The organism is Dietzia sp. 179-F 9C3 NHS (assembly GCF_045369825.1).
In the GTDB taxonomy this organism is placed as follows: Bacteria; Actinomycetota; Actinomycetes; order Mycobacteriales; family Mycobacteriaceae; genus Dietzia.
Genome location: NZ_JBIQES010000002.1, coordinates 262,759 through 281,164 on the forward strand (window position 1 = coordinate 262,759; position 18,406 = coordinate 281,164).

Below are 18,406 nucleotides of genomic sequence, written 5' to 3' on the forward strand. Positions count from 1 at the left end.
TCTCCCAGGGTACCCCCAGGGCCGCCGAACCCCGAGCCCACCCCGCCGACCGTCCGGCTCAGCCCTCGAGGACATAGGGACTCACGGCGATCTCCGAGCCGTCCTCCAGGGTCGCGATCTCGAAGTCGGCGAACACCGCCGGTGCGGCCTCCCGGAGGTGGCGGAGCACGTCGATCGCCAGGCCCCGGATCTCCGTGTCCGCGTGCTCGGTGGCCCGCATGCCGATGAAGTGCCGCCAGGACCGGTAGTTGCCGGTCACCACGATCCGGGTTTCCGTGGCGTTGGGCAGCACGGAGCGGGCGGCCTGGCGGGCCTGTTTGCGGCGCAGCATCGGGTTGGGCACGTCCGCGAACCGCTCCTCGAGTCGGGTGAGCATCTCCGCGTAAGCGTCGCGCGAGGCGTCCGTCGCGCGCCGGAAGATCTCGACCAGCTCGGGGTCGTCCGCGATGGCCGGCGGCGGCACGACCTTGGAGTCGTGCTCGGGGACGAACCGCTGGGACAGCTGACTGTAGGAGAAGTGCCGGTGTCGGATGAGCTCGTGGGTGCAGGAGCGGGAGATGCCCGTGATGTAGAAACTCACGCTGGCGTGTTCGAACACCGACAGGTGGCCCACCTCGAGGATGTGCCGGAGGTACCCGGCGTTGGTCGCCGTCCTCGGGTTGGGCTTGTCCCAACTCTGGTAGCAGGCGCGGCCGGCGAACTCGGCGAGCGCCGAGCCGCCCTCGGCGTCGGTCTCCCAGTCGATCTCCTGCGGCGGGGTGAACTGCGTGTGCGCGACCATGCGGACCTGCCGCCGGACGAGCTCGGACATGTGCGTACTCCTCGTGTGCGTGGTGCCGCCGGCGTCAGGCGAGCAGGTGGGCGGCCACGGTCGCGGCGGCGTCCGCCGCGGCCTCCAGGGTGTCTGGGTCGGTCTCCCCCGCGAGCTCCACCGCGGGGGCCACGGCGACCAATCCCCAGCCGGTGGTGATCCTTTCGACGGAGGAGACGGCACCGGTCGTGTCGTTGTCGCCGTGCACGCACAGCGCGTATGGCCGTCCCGCGACCGCCCCCTCACACGTGTAGTAGGTCCGGTCGAAGAAGTGCTTGAGCGCGCCGGACATGTAGCCGAAGTTCGCCGGCGTGAGCAGGACGTAGCCGTCGGCGCGCAGGACGTGGTCGTCGGTGGCCGCCAGCGCGGGCACCGACTCCACCCCGATCCCCGCCAGCTCGGGGTGCGCCAGCCCCTTCTCGAGGGCCTCGAGGATCCGGCGGAGCCGCGGTGACGGCGCGTGGTGGACCAGCAGGACGTGGCTCATCGTGCCCCCTCCGAGCGCACCGACGACTCCCGCTCGCGGAGCCGGATCGCCTCGCGCATGACCTCCCGGGCCCGCACGCGGTCGCCGGCGTGGTCGTACGCTCGCGCGAGGCGGTAGGTGGTGCGCCAGTCCTCGGGAGCACCCTGGTACTCGGCGCTCACCTCGTCGAACAGGGCGTCCGCGGCGTCGCGGTCGAGGCGTCCCGAGGGCATCCGGTCCAGTCCGGAGACATCCAGCTCGACCCCCTCCGCGGCGGCGGCGGCCGAGATCCGCTGCAGCTCGAGGCCGTTGCGCACGATCGCCCAGGTGGCCCACACCCCGACCAGGGTGAGCAGGATCAGTCCCACACCCAGGCCCCGCACGGCGACGTTCTCCGTGGCCGTGGCCAGCGACCACCCGAGGTTGAGCAGGTAGCCGAACGCCACGACCAGGGCGAGGGTGGTGACGCCCATGACGAGCGGCTTGATGATCCGGTCCACTGTTCGGCCCGTCCTACAGGTCCATGAAGGTGTCGAGACCCACGGTGAGGCCGGGCGCGTCGACGATCGACCGGACGCCGAGAAGGACGCCGGGGGCGAAGGACGAGCGGTCCAGCGAATCGTGCCGGATCGTCAGGGTCTCCCCCTGGGTACCGAGCAGCACCTCCTGGTGGGCGACGAGCCCGGTGAGGCGGACCGAGTGGACGCGGACGCCGTCCACGTCGGCGCCCCGCGCCCCCTCGAGCTCCTGGGAGGTGGCGTCGGGGGCCGGCGGCAGCCCCGCCTCGGCGCGGGCGGCACCCATCATCTCGGCGGTGCGCTGGGCTGTGCCGGACGGGGCGTCGGCCTTGTTCGGGTGGTGCAGCTCGACGATCTCCGCCGAGGGGAAGAACTTCGCCGCCTGGGCGGCGAACCGCATCATGAGGATGGCGCCGATCGCGAAGTTGGGGGCGACGAGCACGCCGGTGCCGGGGTTGGCGTCCAACCAACCACGCAGCGTGTCGAGCCGCTCCTCGGTGAACCCGGTGGTGCCCACCACCGCGTGGATGCCGTGGGAGACGCAGTACTCGAGGTTGTCCATCACCACGTCGGGATGGGTGAAGTCCACGACCACCTGCGCGCCGGCCTCCGTCAGCGACCCGATCGGGTCGCCCTGGTCCACCTCGGCCACCAGCTCGAGGTCCTCGGCCTCCCGGACCGCCTCGCAGATCGCCGTGCCAACCTTGCCGCGCGCGCCCAGCACGCCCACCTTCGTCACCGTCATCGTCTCCTCCGGCCGTCCTCGCGTCCCGTCAAGCCTATCCACACACCCCGTCGAGGAGTCCCGCCGCGCCGCCCCCGCCCGGCATGCCGGGCCCCACGGCCGCCAGGCACCACGGCGCCGACTCCCGTGCCCAGTACCCCACCACGTCGTCGCGCGTCACCGCCGTCAGGCGGGCCACCGAGTCCTCGACCGGCACGACCGTGTCGCGGTCGAGCAGGTGGCGGCCGATCCGGGTCATCCGCGACATCGGATCGTCCAGTCCCAGCCGGATCGACCCGGTGAGGTGCCCGACGGCCCGCGTGACCTCGTCGGAGGTCGGAGGCTCGCTCACCATCCCCCTCATCACCTCCGTCAGCGCCCCGCCCAGTGCGCCCGCCCGCTCCACCGGGCTACCCGCAACCACGGTGACAAGGCCCGTCGCCCGGAACTGGTCCAGGGCGGCATAGACCGTGTACGCCAGGCCCAGTTCCTCCCGGACGCGCTGGAAGAGCCGAGAGCTCAGCCCGCCGCCCAGCACGGCGGTAGCGACCTGGGCAGCGGCGCGGTCCGCGTGGTCGCGGGCGGGGGTCCGCCGGGCCAGCGCGAAGAGCACCTGCTCGGAGTCGTCGTCCTCCCCCGCGAGCCGGGGCGCCGCCGCCCAGCCTCCGTCGGTGCGGACCACCCGCGACGTCGGACCCTCCGCCACCACCGCCGGGAGCGGCCCGTCGGCGATCCACCGGACCAGGGCGTCGTGATCGACCCGGCCCGCCGCGGCCACCACCACCTCGCCCGCCCGGAGCACCCGGCGGTGGAACGTGCGCAGGGTGTCGGCGTCGAGCTCCCCCACCGACTCCTCGGTCCCGATGATCGACCGCCCGAGCGGGTCGTCACCCAGCACTTCGGCGGTGACGAGCTCGCACGCGAGGTCCTCGGGGTCGTCGGCACGCCCGGCCAACTCGTCCAGCACCACGTCCCGCTCGACCTCCACGTCGTCCGGCGTGCACGAGCCGTTGGCCACCACGTCCACGAGCAGGTCCACGGCCGTCGCCAGCCCCTCCGCCGGCACGTGGACGTGATAGCAGGTGTGTTCGCGACCGGTGTAGGCGTTGAGGTCGCCGCCCAGCAGGTCGATCCGCTCGGAGATCTCCCTGCCGGACGCCGACGTGGTCCGCTTGAACAAGACGTGCTCGAGGAAGTGGGCGGCGCCGTGCTCGGCGGGACCCTCGTCCGCCGACCCGGCGGCCAGCCACACCCCGACCGCCGCTGTGTGGCACCACGGCAGGTCCTCGGTCACCACCCGGATCCCGGGGATCGACCGGTCCACCCTGATCGTCGTACCCACCTTGTGCTCCTCCTCCATACGACGAGGCACGCACCCCGCGCTCGGGATGCGTGCCTCGTCTCGGGCGTGTGAGGTCAGTTCTCGGAGCCGGCGTCGTCCGCCGTGGCGTCCGTGGCGTCCACGGTGTCCTCGGCCACGGGGACGAGGCTGATCTTGCCGCGGTTGTCGATGTCGGCGATCTCCACCTGGATCTTGTCGCCGACGTTGACCACGTCCTCCACCTTGCCGACACGCTTGCCGTTGCCGAGCTTGGAGATGTGGACGAGTCCGTCGCGGCCCGGGAGCAGCGAGACGAACGCGCCGAACGGGGCGGTCTTGACGATCGTGCCGAGGAAGCGCTCTCCCACCTTGGGCAGCTGCGGGTTGGCGATGGCGTTGATCTTGTCGATCGCGGCCTGCGCGGACTCGCCGTCCGTGGCACCGATGTACACGGTGCCGTCGTCCTCGATCGAGACGTTCGCGCCGGTCTCCTCGGTGATCGAGTTGATCATCTTGCCCTTGGGCCCGATCACCTCGCCGATCTTGTCCACGGGGACCTTGATGGCGATGACGCGCGGGGCGTAGGGGCTGAGCTCGTCAGGCTCGTCGATGGCCTCGGCCATGACGTCGAGGATGGTCAGCCGCGCCTCGCGGGCCTGGGTCAGCGCGGCGGCGAGCACCTCCGAGGGGATGCCGTCGAGCTTGGTGTCCAGCTGCAGGGCCGTGACGAACATGCCCGTGCCGGCGACCTTGAAGTCCATGTCGCCGAAGGCGTCCTCGGCGCCGAGGATGTCGGTGAGCGCCACGTAGCGGGTCTCGCCGTCGACCTCGTCGGACACCAGACCCATCGCGATACCCGCGACCGGCGCCTTGAGCGGCACGCCGGCGTTGAGCAGCGAGAGGGTCGAGGCGCACACGGAGCCCATCGAGGTGGAACCGTTGGAGCCGAGGGCCTCGGAGACCTGACGGATCGCATACGGGAACTCCTCGACGCTCGGCAGCACCGGCATCAGGGCGCGCTCGGCGAGCGCGCCGTGGCCGATCTCGCGGCGCTTGGGCGAGCCCACGCGGCCGGTCTCGCCGGTGGAGTACGGCGGGAAGTTGTAGTGGTGCATGTAGCGCTTGCTGGTTTCCGGGCCGAGCGAGTCGACCTGCTGCGCCATCTTGACCATGTCGAGGGTGGTGACGCCCATGATCTGGGTCTCGCCACGCTCGAACAGGGCGGAGCCGTGGGCGCGCGGGATCACCTCGACCTCGGCGGACAGCGCGCGGATGTCGCGGACACCGCGGCCGTCGATGCGGAAGTGGTCGGTGAGGATACGACGGCGGACGATCTTCTTGGTGAGCGACTTGTACGCGCCCCCGATCTCGCCCTCGCGGCCCTCGAAACGCTCGGCCAGCTGATCGAGCACCTCGCCCTTGAGCCCGTCCGTCGCGTTCTCGCGCTCCTGCTTGTCGGCGATCGACATGATCTCGCCGAGTTTGGCCTCGGCGACCTCGGACACGGCCGCGTAGACGTCGTCCTGGTACGGCGGGAAGAGCGGGAACTCGCGCGGCTCGGAGGAGCCGGCGGCGGCCAGCGCCTGCTGGGCGGCACACAGTTCGGCGATGAACGGCTTGGCGGCCTCGAGGCCCTGGGCCACCACGTCCTCGGTCGGCGCCTGCGCGCCGCCGGCGACCTTCTCGATGACCGTGTCGGTCGCCTCGGCTTCGACCATCATGATCGCGACGTCGGAGTCGGCACCGGACCCCACGACACGGCCCGCGACGACCATGTCGAACACGGCGTCGGAGAGCTGCTCGACGGTCGGGAACGCGACCCACTGCCCCGCGGGATTCGCGGAGGTCGGGATGAGCGCGACGCGGACGCCGCCGACCGGTCCGGAGAACGGCAGACCGGAGAGCTGGGTGGAGGCCGAGGCGGCGTTGATCGCCACGACGTCGTAGAGATCCTTGGGGTCGAGGCTCATGACGGTGACGACGACCTGGACCTCGTTGCGGAGCCCGTCCACGAACGTCGGGCGCAGCGGACGGTCGATGAGCCGGCAGGTGAGGATGGCGTCCGTGCTGGGGCGCCCCTCACGCCGGAAGAACGAGCCCGGGATGCGCCCCGCGGCGTACATCCGCTCCTCGACGTCGATCGTGAGCGGGAAGAAGTCGAAGTGGTCTTTGGGGTGCTTGCCGGCGGTGGTGGCCGACAGCATCATCGTCTCGTCGTCGAGGTAGGCGACGACCGAGCCGGCGGCCTGCTTGGCGAGGCGTCCGGTCTCGAAGCGGATCTCGCGGCGACCGAAGTCGCCGTTGTCGATGGTCGCGACGGTCTCGAAGACGCCGTCCTCGACCTCGACGGCCGTGATGTCAGACATGAAGTTCCTGTCGTGTCGGTGGCGTGGGGCCGCGCGGCGGGCTCGTCCCGCCGGGGCCGCCGGCGCCGCGCCCCGGGTCCTCCCGGGCCGACCTCGGTCTTCGATCGAAGCGGTCGGGGCCCGCCTCCCCCGCTCTCGCGGGGGGCGTCGGGTTCCGACAGCCACTACCGAGGACCGCCAATCGGACCTGTCGAGGCCACCCGGTGCTCGGGCACCGGCCGTCGCTAAGGCTACCAGGGGGAACGGTCGCCGAACGCATCCCGACGCGCCGGTCGTTCTCCGACGCGTGGGCGAGCCGGCCCCACGGCGGGCCGGGAAATGGGTCGGTCCCCGACCTCCGGGGAGGGCGGGGACCGACGAGGAGTGCGGGTGCGGCGCGGTTCAGCGGCGCAGGCCGAGGCGCTCGATGAGCGAGCGGTAGCGCTCGATGTCCGTCTTGGCGACGTACTTGAGCAGGCGACGGCGGCGGCCGACCAGCAGGAGCAGGCCGCGGCGCGAGTGGTGGTCGTGCTGGTGGGTCTTGAGGTGCTCCGTGAGCTGCGAGATGCGCTTGGTGAGCAGCGCGACCTGCGCCTCGGGCGAGCCGGTGTCGGTCTCGTGGAGGCCGTACTCCGAGAGGACGGCCTTCTTCTCTTCGCTGGTCAGCGACATGGGGATACTCCTGGTTATTCCAGTCCGCGAAAATGTGTGGCCCCGCCGCCGCGGACCGCAGGAGGGCCGAGGGGTAACGCTACCAGCCGGTTCCCCCGCCGTCCTAATCAGCGAGCGTCAGCACCGAGGACGGCGCGGGTCCGGTCGACGTCGCGGGCCATGGCCACGAGCAGCTCGTCGACGGAGGAGAACTTCTCCATGGCGCGCACGTGGTCCACGAAATCGACGGCGGCGAGCCGGCCGTAGAGGTCGGCTGACTCGTCCAGGACGAAGGCCTCGACGCTGCGGGCCGCGTCGCCGAAGGTCGGGTTGGTACCTACGGAGATCGCGGCCTGGTAGGCGCGTCCCGGGACGATAGTGCCGTCCACGGGCTCGTGGTCCAGGACCGTGAACCACCCCGCGTACACCCCGTCCGCGGGGACGGCCGTGTATTCCGGAAGGTCCAGGTTGGCGGTCGGATAGCCGAGGTCGCGGCCGCCGCGGCCGGCTCCGTGGACGACTACCCCCGCCACCCGGTGGGGGCGGCCGAGGATCTCCGCGGCCCCGGAGACGTCGGCCTCCGAGAGCAGCCGCCGGATCCGCGACGACGAGACCGTCTCCCCTCCCGAGTGCAGGAGGTCGATCACCTCGCACGCGATCCCCCGCTCGGCGCAGAGCCGGCGCATGGTCTCGGGGGTGCCCGCGGCGCGGCGGCCGAAGGTGAAGTTGGTGCCCACCGTGACGGCCCGGCAGCCGAGCCCTTCGACGAGGACGCGGTCCACGAACTCCTCGGGCTCCCAGGCGGCCATCTCGGTGTCGAACGGCAGGGCGAAGACAGCCTCGATACCCATCTCGACGGCGAGCTCGGCGCGCCGCTCCGGGGTGGTGAGCAGGAGCGGGTGCGTGCCGGGCCGGACGACCTCCACGGGGTGGGGGTCGAAGGTCACCAGGACGGGGCTCGCGCCGAGCGCCTTGCCGGTCTCCACGGCGTGGGAGACCAGGTCGCGGTGCCCCCGGTGGAGACCGTCGAACACCCCGAGGGCGACGGAGGTCCCGCCTCCGGGGATCACGATCTCGTCGAACGAACGCCACAATTGCACGGCGACCACCTTACGCCCGGCGGTCACAGCCCGGCCGGTCGCATGACCACCACCGGGGAGGCCCGGCGCCCGGACTCGGAGACGAGGGCCGCCACCCGGCCGTCCGGCCCCACCGCGGCGACCACCCCGGCGTCCCCCCGTGCCTCCAGCCACCGGCCGTGCCGCAGTCCCTCGGCCTCGAGGGCGTCGATGTCCCGCCGGGGGAACGAGGCGAGCGCGGCGGCGTCCAGGTCCAGCGACAGCCTCGGCTCCGCCTCGAGCTCCTCCAGGGTCCGGGCGAGGTCCAGCCCGAACGGTCCGACGGCGGTGCGGCGCAGGGCGGTGAGATGTCCTCCCACGCCGAGCCCGGCGCCGAGGTCCCGCGCGAGGGCGCGGATGTAGGTGCCGGTGGAGCAGTCCACGACGACGTCGAGGTCGACCGTCTCTCCGGACCGGCGCCGGGCCAGGACCTCGAACCGGGTGACGGTGACGGGGCGGGCGCGCAACTCGACCTCCTCGCCCGCGCGCACCCGCTCGTACGCCCGCCGGCCGTGGACCTTGATCGCGCTCACCGCGGACGGAACCTGGCTGATCTCGCCGGTGAGGGCGGCCAACCCCGCGTCGATCGCCTCATCCGTCACCCCCGCGGCGTCGACCCGCCCGGTGGTCTCCCCCTCGGCGTCGTCGGTAGACGTGGTCTCGCCCAGGCGGATCGTGGCCTCGTAGGACTTGGTCTCCAGGGCGAGCAGGCCGAGGAGCTTGGTGGCGCGCTCGATGCCCACCACGAGGACGCCCGTGGCCATGGGGTCGAGGGTGCCGGCGTGGCCGACCTTGCGGGTACCGAAGAACCGGCGGAGCCGGGCCACCACGTCGTGGCTGCTCATCCCCCCGGGTTTGTCGACGACGACGAGGCCGGGCTCGGGTGCGGGGCGGGAGGGGTCGCGGCGGCTCACGGCTCCACGCTATCGACCCGGGCGGGGCGGAGCACGATCGCCGAGACCACATAGCCGTCGCGGACCGCCCAGCGGCCGCGGAGGTCGAGGAGGTCGGGCCCGCCGTCGACGGCATGGGGGTCGATGAGGATCCGGGACCGCAGCTCGCCCTCGGCTGCGCCGTCTGCCACCCGCGTGGGAACGAGGGTGATGCGGGCGTCGGCGAAGCCCAGCCACCGCCGCGTGAGCGGGAACCACGCCTTGTAGGTGGCCTCCTTGGCCGTGAACAGGATGCGGTCCCACCGCACGTCCGGCTCCTCCGCCAGTGCCGCGCGGACCCAGGCCGACTCCTCGGGGCGGGCGACGGCGTCGAGTACCCCCTCGGGCAGCGGCCCGTGCGGCTCGACGTCGACCCCGAGCGACCGGACGGCGTCCGCTCGCGCCAGCGCCGCCGCGCGCAGTCCGTTGGTGTGGGTGAGCGTGCCCACCACCCCGGCGGGCCAGACGGGCATCCCGCGCCCGCCCCGCACGACCGGCGCGGCGGGGAGGCCGAGCCGGTGCATCGCCTCGCGGGCGCAGGCGCGGGCGGCGGCGAATTCGATGCGTCGGCTCTCCACGGCACCGCCGATCTGGTCGGCCTCCACCGGGTGGAGGGCGGCGAGTGCCTCGGCGTCGGACAGGCCCACCTCGTCAAAGGTCACGGCCACCACGTCGTCGGGTAGGACGTCCCTGATCACCGGTCCTCCTCCATATCGGGCCCGTCCTCGCCGGGCGCCGCGATCCGCGGAAGTCCGTCCCCGCCCCGGATCCACCGCACCTGCGGCGTCTCCGGCGCGGGGAGGATCTGCCGGGCCAGCGGCTCGGGCCTGCCCCGTCGGCCCCACTCGCGCGGATAGCCGAGGGAGACCTCGTCGAAACGGACCCCGTCGTACACGGTCGTGCGCGGGATATGCAGGTGGCCGTATACACAGGCGGCGGCGCGGTACCGGCGGTGCCAGTCGGCGGTCTGCTCGGTCCCGCACCACATCGCGAAGTCGGGGTGGTGCAGCACCGCGGTGGGCCGGCGCAGCAGGGGCCAGTGGTTGACGAGCACCGTCGGGTGGGCGGGGTCCAGGGCGGCGAGTCGGGTGGTGGTGGCCAGCAACCGCTCGTGGCACCACGCCGCGGCGTCCCGGTGCGGCCCCGGGTCGATGAGGAACTCGTCGGAGGCCACGACACGGCGGGTGCGCGCGGCCGCCAGCGCCTCTGCGCGCGGCTGGCCGCGTACGGGGGTCCAGGAGTAGTCGTAGAGCAGGAACATCGGCACGACCCACGCAGGCCCTCCGGCGCCCCGCCACAGCGGGTACGGGTCCTCCGGGGTGTCCACGTCGATCGCGCGGCACTCGTCGACCAGGAGCGCGTACTTCTCCGTGGACGTGGTCCCTGCCTCGTCCCGGCCGATCCACAACTCGTGGTTGCCCGGCACCCAGATGACGCGCGCGAACCGCTCGCGCAGACGCGCGAGAGCGCCCACGACGTGCTCGACCCGCTCCCCCACGTCGCCGGCCACGACGAGCCAGTCGTCGGGATGCCCCGGGGTGATCTGGTCCAGGACGTCGCCGTTTCCACGGTGGCCGACGTGCAGGTCGGACACCGCGCGCAGGGCGGGCGCCGCGGTCACCGGTCCGCCTCCGCGCGGGCACTGGCGGGCGTGTCGGCCCCCAGCACGAGCCAGCGGTCGCCGCGGGCGCGCAGGACCACGGCCACGAGACGCAGGGCCACGAACACGCCCATCCCCCACCAGATCCCGGCGAGTCCCCAGCCGAAGTGCCGGGTGGCCACGAGCACGGGCAGGAAGCCGACGAGCGCGGCCACCACGGTGGTCGTGCGCAGGTAGGCGGCATCCCCGGCGCCGAGCAGGACGCCGTCGAGGCCAAAGACGACGGCGGCCGGGATCACCACGAGGGCCATGCCCACGAGCGCCACCGCGAGTCGGCCGGCCACTTCGTCGTCACCGGCGAGCAGGTGGGCCAGCGGCCCGCGCAAGCCGGCCGTGACCACGGCGAGCACGGCGCCGAGGCCGAGGGACCACGCCACCACGGCCCTCGCGAGCGCCCGCCCGTGCGTGGCCAGCCCCGCCCCGAGCGCGGCCCCGACGAGCGACTGGGCGGCGATGGCCACCGAGTCCAGGACCAGTGAGTACAGCGCCCAGAGCTGCTGGGCGAGGTGGTGGGCGGCCAGCGAGGTGACGCCGGCGGCGGCCGCGGCCGTGGTGGCCACAGCGAAGGTCACCTGGAACGACGCCGTGCGGATCACCAGGTCCAGCCCCATGCGCAGCTGACTCACGATGACGTCGCGGCGGGGCCCGAACGCGCCACGGTGCTCGCCGACCAGGGCGGCGACGAACCCGCCTGCCATGAGCAGTTGTCCGGCGAGGTTTGCCCAGGCGCTACCCACCAGGCCGAGTGCGGGGGCCGGCCCGAGCCCGGGGACCAGCACGACGCAGCCCACGGTGGATACCCCCACGCCGAGCGCGACCAGCACGAGCGGGGTCCGCAGCCGCTGGACGCCCCGCATCCAGCCGTGCCCGGCGGAGGCCACGAGGATGCAGGGGATGCCCCACACCGCCACGCGCAGCCAGTCGGTGGCGTGCGCGGCGACCTCGGCGTCCGCGGCCAGCGCCCGGGTCAGCGGCCCGAGACCGGCGAGGACCGCGGCCACCACGACCGCGCCCACCACCAGGGCGATCCACGTGGCCTGGACCCCCTCGGCGACCGCGTCCGCCCGACGGCCCGCGCCGTGCAGGCGCGCCGCCCGGGCGGTGGTGCCATAGGACAAGAAGTTCATCTGGGTCCCCAGGACCAGCAGCACGAGCGCGCCGACCCCGAGCGCGGCGAGGTCCTCCGGCCCGAGCCGCCCCACGACGATCCCGTCGATGAGCAAGTACAGGGGCTCGGCCGCGAGGACGGGAAGAACGGGCAGCGCGATCGACCACAGGCGCCGCCCGAGCGCCCGGATCCCCACGTCGGGCGGGACGGGGCCCGGATCGGAGTGCCGCGCGGCCGCGCGCTCAGGCGAGGTGCTCACGGATCCTCGCCACGATGCCCGGCGCGTCGCCCCCCACCGTGCAGCCGGCGGCCGCAGGGTGCCCGCCGCCGCCGAGCGCCCCGGCCACGGCCGCCACATCGACGGTGTCGCCGTCGCGGGACCGCAGGGAGACCGACCACTCGCCGGGCCGGTACTCCTTGAGCAGGACCGCGACTGCGGCCTCGCGGACACCCCTCAGGTGGGAGACGAGCGACTCGACATCCTCCTGCGGCGCGGTGCCCGCGATCCGATGCGGGACCTCGAGCCACACGACGCCCCGTCCGCCGGCGGCGTCGGGCTCGAGCCGCGCCGCAGCGAGCAGGCCGCCGAGGACGGCGAGCCAGTCGAAGGGGTGGGCGTCGAGGAGTTCGAAGCCCAGGACGCTGGTCTCGGCGCCGGCGGCGAGAAGGCGGCGGGCGGTGTCGTGGGCCGCCGGACCGCCCCAGCGGAACGATCCGGTGTCGGTGACGAGACCGGCGTAGAGGCTGGTGGCGGTCTCGGGGTCGAGGGGGTACCCGCCCGCGTCGAGGATCTCGGTGACGAGGGTCGCCGTGGACGCCGCCCCCGGGTCGAGCAGGAGATGGGTGCCGAACCCGGGGTTGGAGCGGTGGTGGTCGACGACGAGGATCTCGTCGGCCTCGGCGGCCAGTCGCCCCCAGTCCCCGACACGGTCCTCGCTGGCGCAGTCGAGCACCACCACCAGTCCCTTGTGCGCCGGCACGTCGGCCAGCGGGCGCACGTCCCCGGTCCCGGGGATCGCCCGGAGACCGGCCGGCACCTCGCCGGGGTCGAACGAGGGGTGGACCACGGCGCCGGCCGCTCGGAGGGCGCGGGTCAGCCCCGTGGCACTGCCGAGCGCGTCGGCGTCGGGGCGGACGTGGCACAGCACCGTCACCTCGCGGTGGCGGGCCAGCACCGCGGCCGCCCCGGCCGCATCGACCCGGGTCGTCACCGGTCGTCGTCCTCCGTGGGGCCCTCCCGCTCGTCCCGGCGGTACGGGTCCTCGTCACCGGCGGGGCGGGCGCCCTCGGCGACACGGCGGACCTCCTCGTCCTGGGCACGCGCCTTGGCGAGGAGCTCCTCCATGTGACGGGCCGCATCCGGCACCGAGTCCAGGACGAAGGTCAGTTCGGGGGTGAACTTGACCCCGGTCTGCTTGCCGACCATGGTGCGCAGCCGCCCGCGTGCCGTGGCGAGCGCGTCGGCCGCGGCGTCCAGGTCGGGTTCGTCGTCGAGCGTGACCCCCCGGACCGTGTAGTACAGCGTCGCAAGACGGAGGTCGGGGGTGATGCGGGAGTCGGTGATGGTCACGAACTCCAGTCGCGGGTCCTTGATCTCGTGCTCGATCGCCGTCGCGACGATCTCCCCGATCCGCTTTCCGAGCCGTCCGGCACGTCCCCTGTCGCTCATGGCCATCCTCCTTGACGTGGTGCGGTCGGCAGACGACCGCTCGGTTCACAGCATGCCGTGGGGGCAGGCCCGTGCACCACGGAACCTGCCCCCACGGGTCGCGCGCGACGTCAGTCGCGCGGCTTCTCGACGAGCTCGTAGGCCTCGATGACGTCCCCGACCTTGATGTCGGCGTACGTCACGGTGAGACCACACTCGAAGCCCTCGCGGACCTCGGTGGCGTCGTCCTTCTCGCGACGCAGCGAGGAGATGGTCATCTCCTCGGCCACGACGCTGCCGTCGCGGATGAGGCGCGCCTTGGCGTTGCGCCGGACGATGCCGTCGATCACCATGCAGCCGGCGATCGTGCCCACCTTGGAGGAGCGGAACAGCTGGCGGATCTCCGCCTGGCCGAGCTGCTTCTCCTCGTAGATCGGCTTGAGCATGCCCTTGAGCGCCGCCTCGATCTCCTCGATCGCCTGGTAGATGATCGAGTAGTAGCGGATCTCGACGCCCTCGCGGTTAGCGAGCTCCGTGGACTTGCCCTCGGAGCGCACGTTGAAGCCGATGATGATGGCGTCCGACGCGGCGGCCAGGTTGACGTTGGTCTCGGTGACGGCACCGACACCGCGGTCGATGACGCGCAGTTGCACCTCGTCGTCGACCTCGATGCCCATGAGGGCCTCTTCGAGGGCCTCGACCGTACCGGCGTTGTCGCCCTTGATGATGAGGTTGAGCTGACTCGTCTCCTTGAGGTGCGAGTCCAGGTCCTCGAGGCTGATCCGACGGCGCGACTTGGCCGCCAGCGCGTTGCGCTTGCGCGCGTTGCGCCGGTCGGCGATCTGCCGGGCCGTGCGGTCCTCCTCGACCACCATGAGCGTGTCGCCGGCGCCACAGACGCTGGTCAGGCCGATGACCTGGACCGGACGCGACGGGGTCGCCTCCTCGACGTCGTCGCCGTGCTCGTCGATCATGCGGCGGACGCGTCCGTAGGCGTCGCCCGCGACGATCGAGTCGCCGACCCGCAGGGTGCCGCGCTGGACGAGCACCGTGGCGACCGGACCGCGACCGCGGTCGAGGTGCGCCTCGATGGCCACGCCCTGGGCGTCCATGTCCGGGTTCGCCCGCAGGTCGAGCGCCGCGTCCGCGGTGAGGACGACCGCCTCGAGCAGGCTGTCGATGTTGAGGTTCTGCTTGGCGGAGATGTCGACGAACATGGTGTCGCCGCCGTACTCCTCCGGCACGAGTCCGTACTCGGTCATCTGGCCGCGGATCTTGTCGGGCTGCGCGCCCTCCTTGTCGATCTTGTTGACCGCCACGACGATCGGCACCTCGGCCGCCTGCGCGTGGTTGATCGCCTCGACCGTCTGCGGCATCACGCCGTCGTCCGCCGCCACCACGATGATCGCGATGTCCGTCGACTTGGCGCCGCGCGCACGCATGGCGGTGAACGCCTCGTGGCCCGGGGTGTCGATGAAGGTGATCGTGCGGTCGGAGCCGTCGACCTCGGTCGTGACCTGGTAGGCGCCGATGTGCTGGGTGATGCCGCCGGCCTCGCCCTCACCGACCTTCGCCGACCGGATGCTGTCGAGCAGGCGGGTCTTGCCGTGGTCGACGTGACCCATGACGGTGACGACGGCCGGACGGCGCTCGAGGTCTTCCTCGCCGCCCTCGTCCTCACCGAACGACAGGTCGAACGACTCGAGCAGCTCGCGGTCCTCGTCCTCCGGGCTCACGACCTGGATCTTGAAACCCATCTCCTCGCCGAGAAGCTGCAGCGTCTCCTCCGAGACGGACTGCGTGGCCGTGACCATCTCGCCCAGGTTGAACAGCGCCTGGACGAGCTGGGCCGGGTTGACGTCGATCTTGTCCGCGAAGTCGCTCAGCGAGGCGCCCTGGGCCAGCCGCAGGGTCTGCCCGCGGCCGTCCGGGAGCCGGACGCCGCCGACCTCGGGCGCCCGCATCGAGTCGTATTCCTGGCGCTTCTGCCGCTTCGACTTGCGACCCTTACGGGGCGCGCCACCGGGACGGCCGAATGCGCCCGCGGCACCGCCGCGGCCACGGCCGCCGCCACCGGGACGTCCGCGGAAGCCACCGCCTCCCGGGGGCCCTCCACCGCCGGGGCGGAAGCCACCGCCACCGGGACGTCCGCCGGGGCCGCCTCCGGGGCGGCCGCGACCGCCCGCGGGACGCGCGACCTGGCCCGGCATCTGACCGGGGTTAGGGCGCGGCGGCATGTTGCCGGGGCTGGGGCGGGGGCCGCCCTGACCCGGGGCGGGACGGCCGCCGCCGGGGCGGGGTCCGCCCTGACCGGGCGCGGGACGACCGCCACCCGGGCGCGGGCCGGCCTGGCCCGGTCCCGGGCGGGGGCCGCCCTGCGGACGCGGGGCCGGGGTCGTGCCGCTCGAGTAGGGGTTGTTCCCCACGCGCGGGACCCTGGGGCCCGGCTTGGGGCCCGCCGGACGCGGCCCGGGCGTAGGACGCGCGGCCGCGGCCGGGGTCGCCGGCGTAGGGCCGGGCGTCGGCTTGCCGGGCGACGGCTTGGGGGCCGGCGCCGCTGGCTTCGGGCCCGGGGTGGGCGTGCCCGCGGCGGGGGCCGACGGCTTGGGGCCGGGCGTGGGCGCCGCCGACGGCGGGGTCGCCTTGCGCGGGTCCGCGCCGGGCCGGGCACCGCCGGGCTTGGGCGCGGAGGGGGCGGCTTTCTTGGCCGCTGGGGCCGCGTCGGACGCTCCGGCCGCGGGCGCGTGCGCCTCACGGAGCCGCCGGACGACCGGCGCCTCGAGCGTCGACGACGCGGACTTGACGAACTCCCCCTGATCGCGGAGCTTCGTCAGAAGTTCTTTACTGGTGATACCGAACTCTTTGGCCAGTTCGTGTACCCGGGGCTTGCCTGCCACTGCTCTCCTCACTGCGAGGCCGGACGGCAGGGCTGGCCGCACGACCTCGGTCTAATACCGATGGACGTTCATCGCTCGAGCTTCACGGTGTGCTCATCGTTGCTGGTCCGTTCCTTGTTCTCCCGCTCGAGGCGTAGTGCCCCGAGCACCTCCGCGACCGCGTCCTGTGACACGGCCCCGGCGATCCGTAGTGACCTGGTCAAGGCCCTGCGGTCGAGTGCGGTCGTGATGCACCGCTCGTCGCGGTGCACCCAGGCTCCTCGCCCGTTCGCGCGCCGGCGGGGGTCGGGCACGAGTGCCGCCGCCCCTGGATCGTGGACGATCCTGAGGAGCCGGGAATCGGAATCCCGGCGGCGACAGCCAACGCAGGTCCGGATGGGTCCCGCGCCGTCCGTGGCGTCCGTCTGCTGGTCTCGGTGTCCCGGCAACTGGCCGCCTCGGTTTCTCGCCGCCCCTCCCGGAGTGCGGGTGGACGTGAAGTCACTGTGACAACTCGCCAGTCTACAGGTCGAGACGTGTCGTTACGAACGGCGCGCCCGACCGCGTGGGCTCAACGGGGCCGCGCCCCCTACTCGGCGTCGCTGTGGATGTCGATCCGCCACTGTGTCAGACGGTGCGCCAGGCGTGCGTTCTGGCCCTCCTTCCCGATGGCGAGCGAGAGCTGGTAGTCCGGCACCACCACGCGGGCCGCCCGGAGCTGCTCGTCGGCCACCGTCACGGAGATCACCTTGGCGGGCGAGAGGGCGTTGCCCACGAAGACGGTGGGATCGTCGTCGTAGTCCACGATGTCGATCTTCTCGCCGCCGAGCTCGGCCATCACGGCCCGGACCCGGGCACCGTTGGGGCCGATGCAGGCGCCCTTGGCGTTGAGCCCGGAGACCGTGGATTCCACGGCGATCTTCGTGCGGTGTCCGGCCTCGCGGGCGATCGCGGCGATGCGCACGGAGCCGTCGCCGATCTCGGGCACCTCGAGGGCGAACAGACCGCGGACGAGATCGGGGTGGGTGCGTGAGAGCGAGACCGACGCCCCGCGGGGCCCCTTGTGGACGGCCACGACGTAGCACTTGATCCGCTCGCCGTGCTCGTAGCTCTCCCCCGGGACCTGCTCGGCGGGCGCGAGGGTGCCCTCGGTGCCGCCGTTCTCGGGGCCGATGTGGACCACCACGACGCCGCGCGCGTTGGCCCGGGCGTCGGACTGGACGACGCCGCTGACGACCTCGCCCTCGTGGGCGACGAGGTCGCCGTAGACGCGCTCGGTCTCGGCCTCGCGCAGGCGCTGGAGGATGATCTGGCGCGCGGTCGCGGCGGCCACCCGCCCGAAGTCGTCGGGGGTGGCGTCGAACTCGCCGATGCGGTTGCCGTCGTCGTCGAGCTCGGCGGCCATCACCGCCACGGTGCCGGCCTTGCGGTCCAGGGCGATCCGCGCCACGCGGTGAGCGCCGTCTACCCGCTTGTAGGCGGTGAGCAGGGCGTTCTCGAGGGTCTCGACGAGGTCGTCGAGGGGGATCTCCCGCTCCTGCGAGAGCATGTTGAGCGCCGCCATGTCGATGTTCACCGGTCTTCTCCTTCTTGCGCGCCACGCCCGGCGCCGTCCGGGTCGGTCAGCAGGGCGACCTCGTCCTCGGGGGCCGGCCGGAACTCGACCGTGATGACGGCGTGGTCCACCTGCCCCAACGCTACCGAGTCGGCCCGCAGGCCACGTCCGACGCGGGACACCAGCCGGACGACGCCGGCCTCCTCGTCGACGTCGCCGACCCGGGCGGTGGCGGGTCCCTGCGCGCCTTCGGCGTAGGTGAGGGCGACGAGGCGTCCGCGGGCCCGTCGCCAGTGGCGCGGCGCGGTGAGCGGCGCGTCCACGCCGCGGCTCGTCACCTCGAGGGTGACCGGCCGGTCCGGGCCGCCCCAGGACTCCGCGAGCGGGTCGAGGTCGCCGGACAGGGCGGTGAGGTCGTCCAGGGAGGTGCCGCCGTCGCCATCGACCACGACGGTGACCCGCCATGTGGCGGACCGGGAGTCCTCCCGGAGATCTTCGAGGTCGAGGCCGCGGCGTGCAGCTGCCTCGCGGATGTGGGCCCTGTCGGGCTCGGGGACGATCACGGCGCTCCTGGTCTGGGGGCTGGCGGGGGCCGGCGCGCGGCCGGCAGGGCCGATCCGGGTCGCGGTCGGGCCGAATCACTGTACCGCCTCCGGGCCCGGGGCCCGCCCCC

18 protein-coding genes are annotated in these 18,406 nt (G+C 73.1%); all 18 read right to left on the minus strand.

Going from position 1 to position 18,406, the window contains the following annotated elements:
* Positions 1-58: 58 nt before the first annotated feature.
* A complete protein-coding gene (thyX, locus tag ACH0BZ_RS03570) occupies positions 59-811 on the minus strand; it encodes an FAD-dependent thymidylate synthase (protein ID WP_406896583.1) in 753 nt (250 codons plus the stop codon).
* A gap of 34 nt (positions 812-845) precedes the next feature.
* The gene (locus tag ACH0BZ_RS03575) at positions 846-1,298 is read right to left on the minus strand and encodes a flavodoxin family protein (protein ID WP_406896584.1); all 453 of its coding nucleotides are present in this window, start codon (positions 1,296-1,298) and stop codon (positions 846-848) included.
* Positions 1,295-1,777, minus strand: a complete 483-nt coding sequence (locus tag ACH0BZ_RS03580) for a hypothetical protein (protein WP_406896585.1) — start codon at positions 1,775-1,777, stop codon at positions 1,295-1,297. The genes ACH0BZ_RS03575 and ACH0BZ_RS03580 overlap by 4 nt, the downstream gene beginning before the upstream one ends.
* Positions 1,778-1,790: 13 nt before the next feature.
* Positions 1,791-2,540 carry a 4-hydroxy-tetrahydrodipicolinate reductase gene (gene dapB, locus ACH0BZ_RS03585; RefSeq protein ID WP_406896586.1) on the minus strand — a complete coding sequence of 250 codons (750 nt, stop codon included), beginning with the start codon at positions 2,538-2,540 and terminating at the stop codon, positions 1,791-1,793.
* A 34-nt stretch (positions 2,541-2,574) separates the two neighbouring features.
* A complete protein-coding gene (locus ACH0BZ_RS03590; protein WP_406896587.1) occupies positions 2,575-3,861 on the minus strand; it encodes a M16 family metallopeptidase in 1,287 nt (428 codons plus the stop codon).
* Positions 3,862-3,935: 74 nt separating this feature from the next.
* Entirely contained in the window at positions 3,936-6,206 is a 2,271-nt protein-coding gene (locus ACH0BZ_RS03595; protein ID WP_406896588.1) for a polyribonucleotide nucleotidyltransferase, read from the minus strand.
* Positions 6,207-6,587: 381 nt separating this feature from the next.
* Positions 6,588-6,857, minus strand: coding sequence for a 30S ribosomal protein S15 (rpsO, locus tag ACH0BZ_RS03600; RefSeq protein WP_406896589.1), 270 nt, complete (start codon positions 6,855-6,857; stop codon positions 6,588-6,590).
* 107 nt (positions 6,858-6,964) lie between these two features.
* A complete protein-coding gene (locus ACH0BZ_RS03605; RefSeq protein WP_406896590.1) occupies positions 6,965-7,936 on the minus strand; it encodes a bifunctional riboflavin kinase/FAD synthetase in 972 nt (323 codons plus the stop codon).
* A gap of 23 nt (positions 7,937-7,959) precedes the next feature.
* Positions 7,960-8,868, minus strand: coding sequence for a tRNA pseudouridine(55) synthase TruB (gene truB / locus ACH0BZ_RS03610; RefSeq protein WP_406896591.1), 909 nt, complete (start codon positions 8,866-8,868; stop codon positions 7,960-7,962).
* Entirely contained in the window at positions 8,865-9,584 is a 720-nt protein-coding gene (locus ACH0BZ_RS03615) for a 4'-phosphopantetheinyl transferase (protein ID WP_406896592.1), read from the minus strand. Before ACH0BZ_RS03615 ends, truB begins: the two co-directional genes overlap by 4 nt.
* Positions 9,581-10,507, minus strand: a complete 927-nt coding sequence (locus ACH0BZ_RS03620) for a metallophosphoesterase family protein (RefSeq protein WP_406896593.1) — start codon at positions 10,505-10,507, stop codon at positions 9,581-9,583. The genes ACH0BZ_RS03615 and ACH0BZ_RS03620 overlap by 4 nt, the downstream gene beginning before the upstream one ends.
* Positions 10,504-11,913, minus strand: coding sequence for an MATE family efflux transporter (locus ACH0BZ_RS03625; protein WP_406896594.1), 1,410 nt, complete (start codon positions 11,911-11,913; stop codon positions 10,504-10,506). The genes ACH0BZ_RS03620 and ACH0BZ_RS03625 overlap by 4 nt, the downstream gene beginning before the upstream one ends.
* On the minus strand, positions 11,897-12,865 hold the full coding sequence (locus ACH0BZ_RS03630; RefSeq protein ID WP_406896595.1) for a DHH family phosphoesterase: 969 nt from the start codon (positions 12,863-12,865) through the stop codon (positions 11,897-11,899). Before ACH0BZ_RS03630 ends, ACH0BZ_RS03625 begins: the two co-directional genes overlap by 17 nt.
* Positions 12,862-13,323, minus strand: coding sequence for a 30S ribosome-binding factor RbfA (rbfA, locus tag ACH0BZ_RS03635; RefSeq protein WP_406896596.1), 462 nt, complete (start codon positions 13,321-13,323; stop codon positions 12,862-12,864). Before rbfA ends, ACH0BZ_RS03630 begins: the two co-directional genes overlap by 4 nt.
* Positions 13,324-13,433: 110 nt before the next feature.
* The gene (infB, locus tag ACH0BZ_RS03640) at positions 13,434-16,199 is read right to left on the minus strand and encodes a translation initiation factor IF-2 (RefSeq protein ID WP_406896597.1); all 2,766 of its coding nucleotides are present in this window, start codon (positions 16,197-16,199) and stop codon (positions 13,434-13,436) included.
* A gap of 68 nt (positions 16,200-16,267) precedes the next feature.
* Positions 16,268-16,627, minus strand: coding sequence for a YlxR family protein (locus tag ACH0BZ_RS03645; RefSeq protein ID WP_406896598.1), 360 nt, complete (start codon positions 16,625-16,627; stop codon positions 16,268-16,270).
* Positions 16,628-16,767: 140 nt separating this feature from the next.
* Positions 16,768-17,754 carry a transcription termination factor NusA gene (gene nusA, locus ACH0BZ_RS03650; protein WP_406896599.1) on the minus strand — a complete coding sequence of 329 codons (987 nt, stop codon included), beginning with the start codon at positions 17,752-17,754 and terminating at the stop codon, positions 16,768-16,770.
* A complete protein-coding gene (gene rimP, locus ACH0BZ_RS03655; RefSeq protein WP_406896600.1) occupies positions 17,751-18,296 on the minus strand; it encodes a ribosome maturation factor RimP in 546 nt (181 codons plus the stop codon). Before rimP ends, nusA begins: the two co-directional genes overlap by 4 nt.
* Positions 18,297-18,406: the final 110 nt, after the last annotated feature.

Excerpts from the sequence above, each read along its gene's own strand:
- dapB (WP_406896586.1), bottom strand. The coding sequence starts at position 2,540 with ATGACGGTGACGAAGGTGGGCGTGCTGGGCGCGCGCGGCAAGGTTGGC.
- ACH0BZ_RS03575 (WP_406896584.1), bottom strand. The coding sequence starts at position 1,298 with ATGAGCCACGTCCTGCTGGTCCACCACGCGCCGTCACCGCGGCTCCGC.
- ACH0BZ_RS03595 (WP_406896588.1), bottom strand. The coding sequence starts at position 6,206 with ATGTCTGACATCACGGCCGTCGAGGTCGAGGACGGCGTCTTCGAGACC.
- thyX (WP_406896583.1), bottom strand. The coding sequence starts at position 811 with ATGTCCGAGCTCGTCCGGCGGCAGGTCCGCATGGTCGCGCACACGCAG.
- rpsO (WP_406896589.1), bottom strand. The coding sequence starts at position 6,857 with ATGTCGCTGACCAGCGAAGAGAAGAAGGCCGTCCTCTCGGAGTACGGC.
- rbfA (WP_406896596.1), bottom strand. The coding sequence starts at position 13,323 with ATGAGCGACAGGGGACGTGCCGGACGGCTCGGAAAGCGGATCGGGGAG.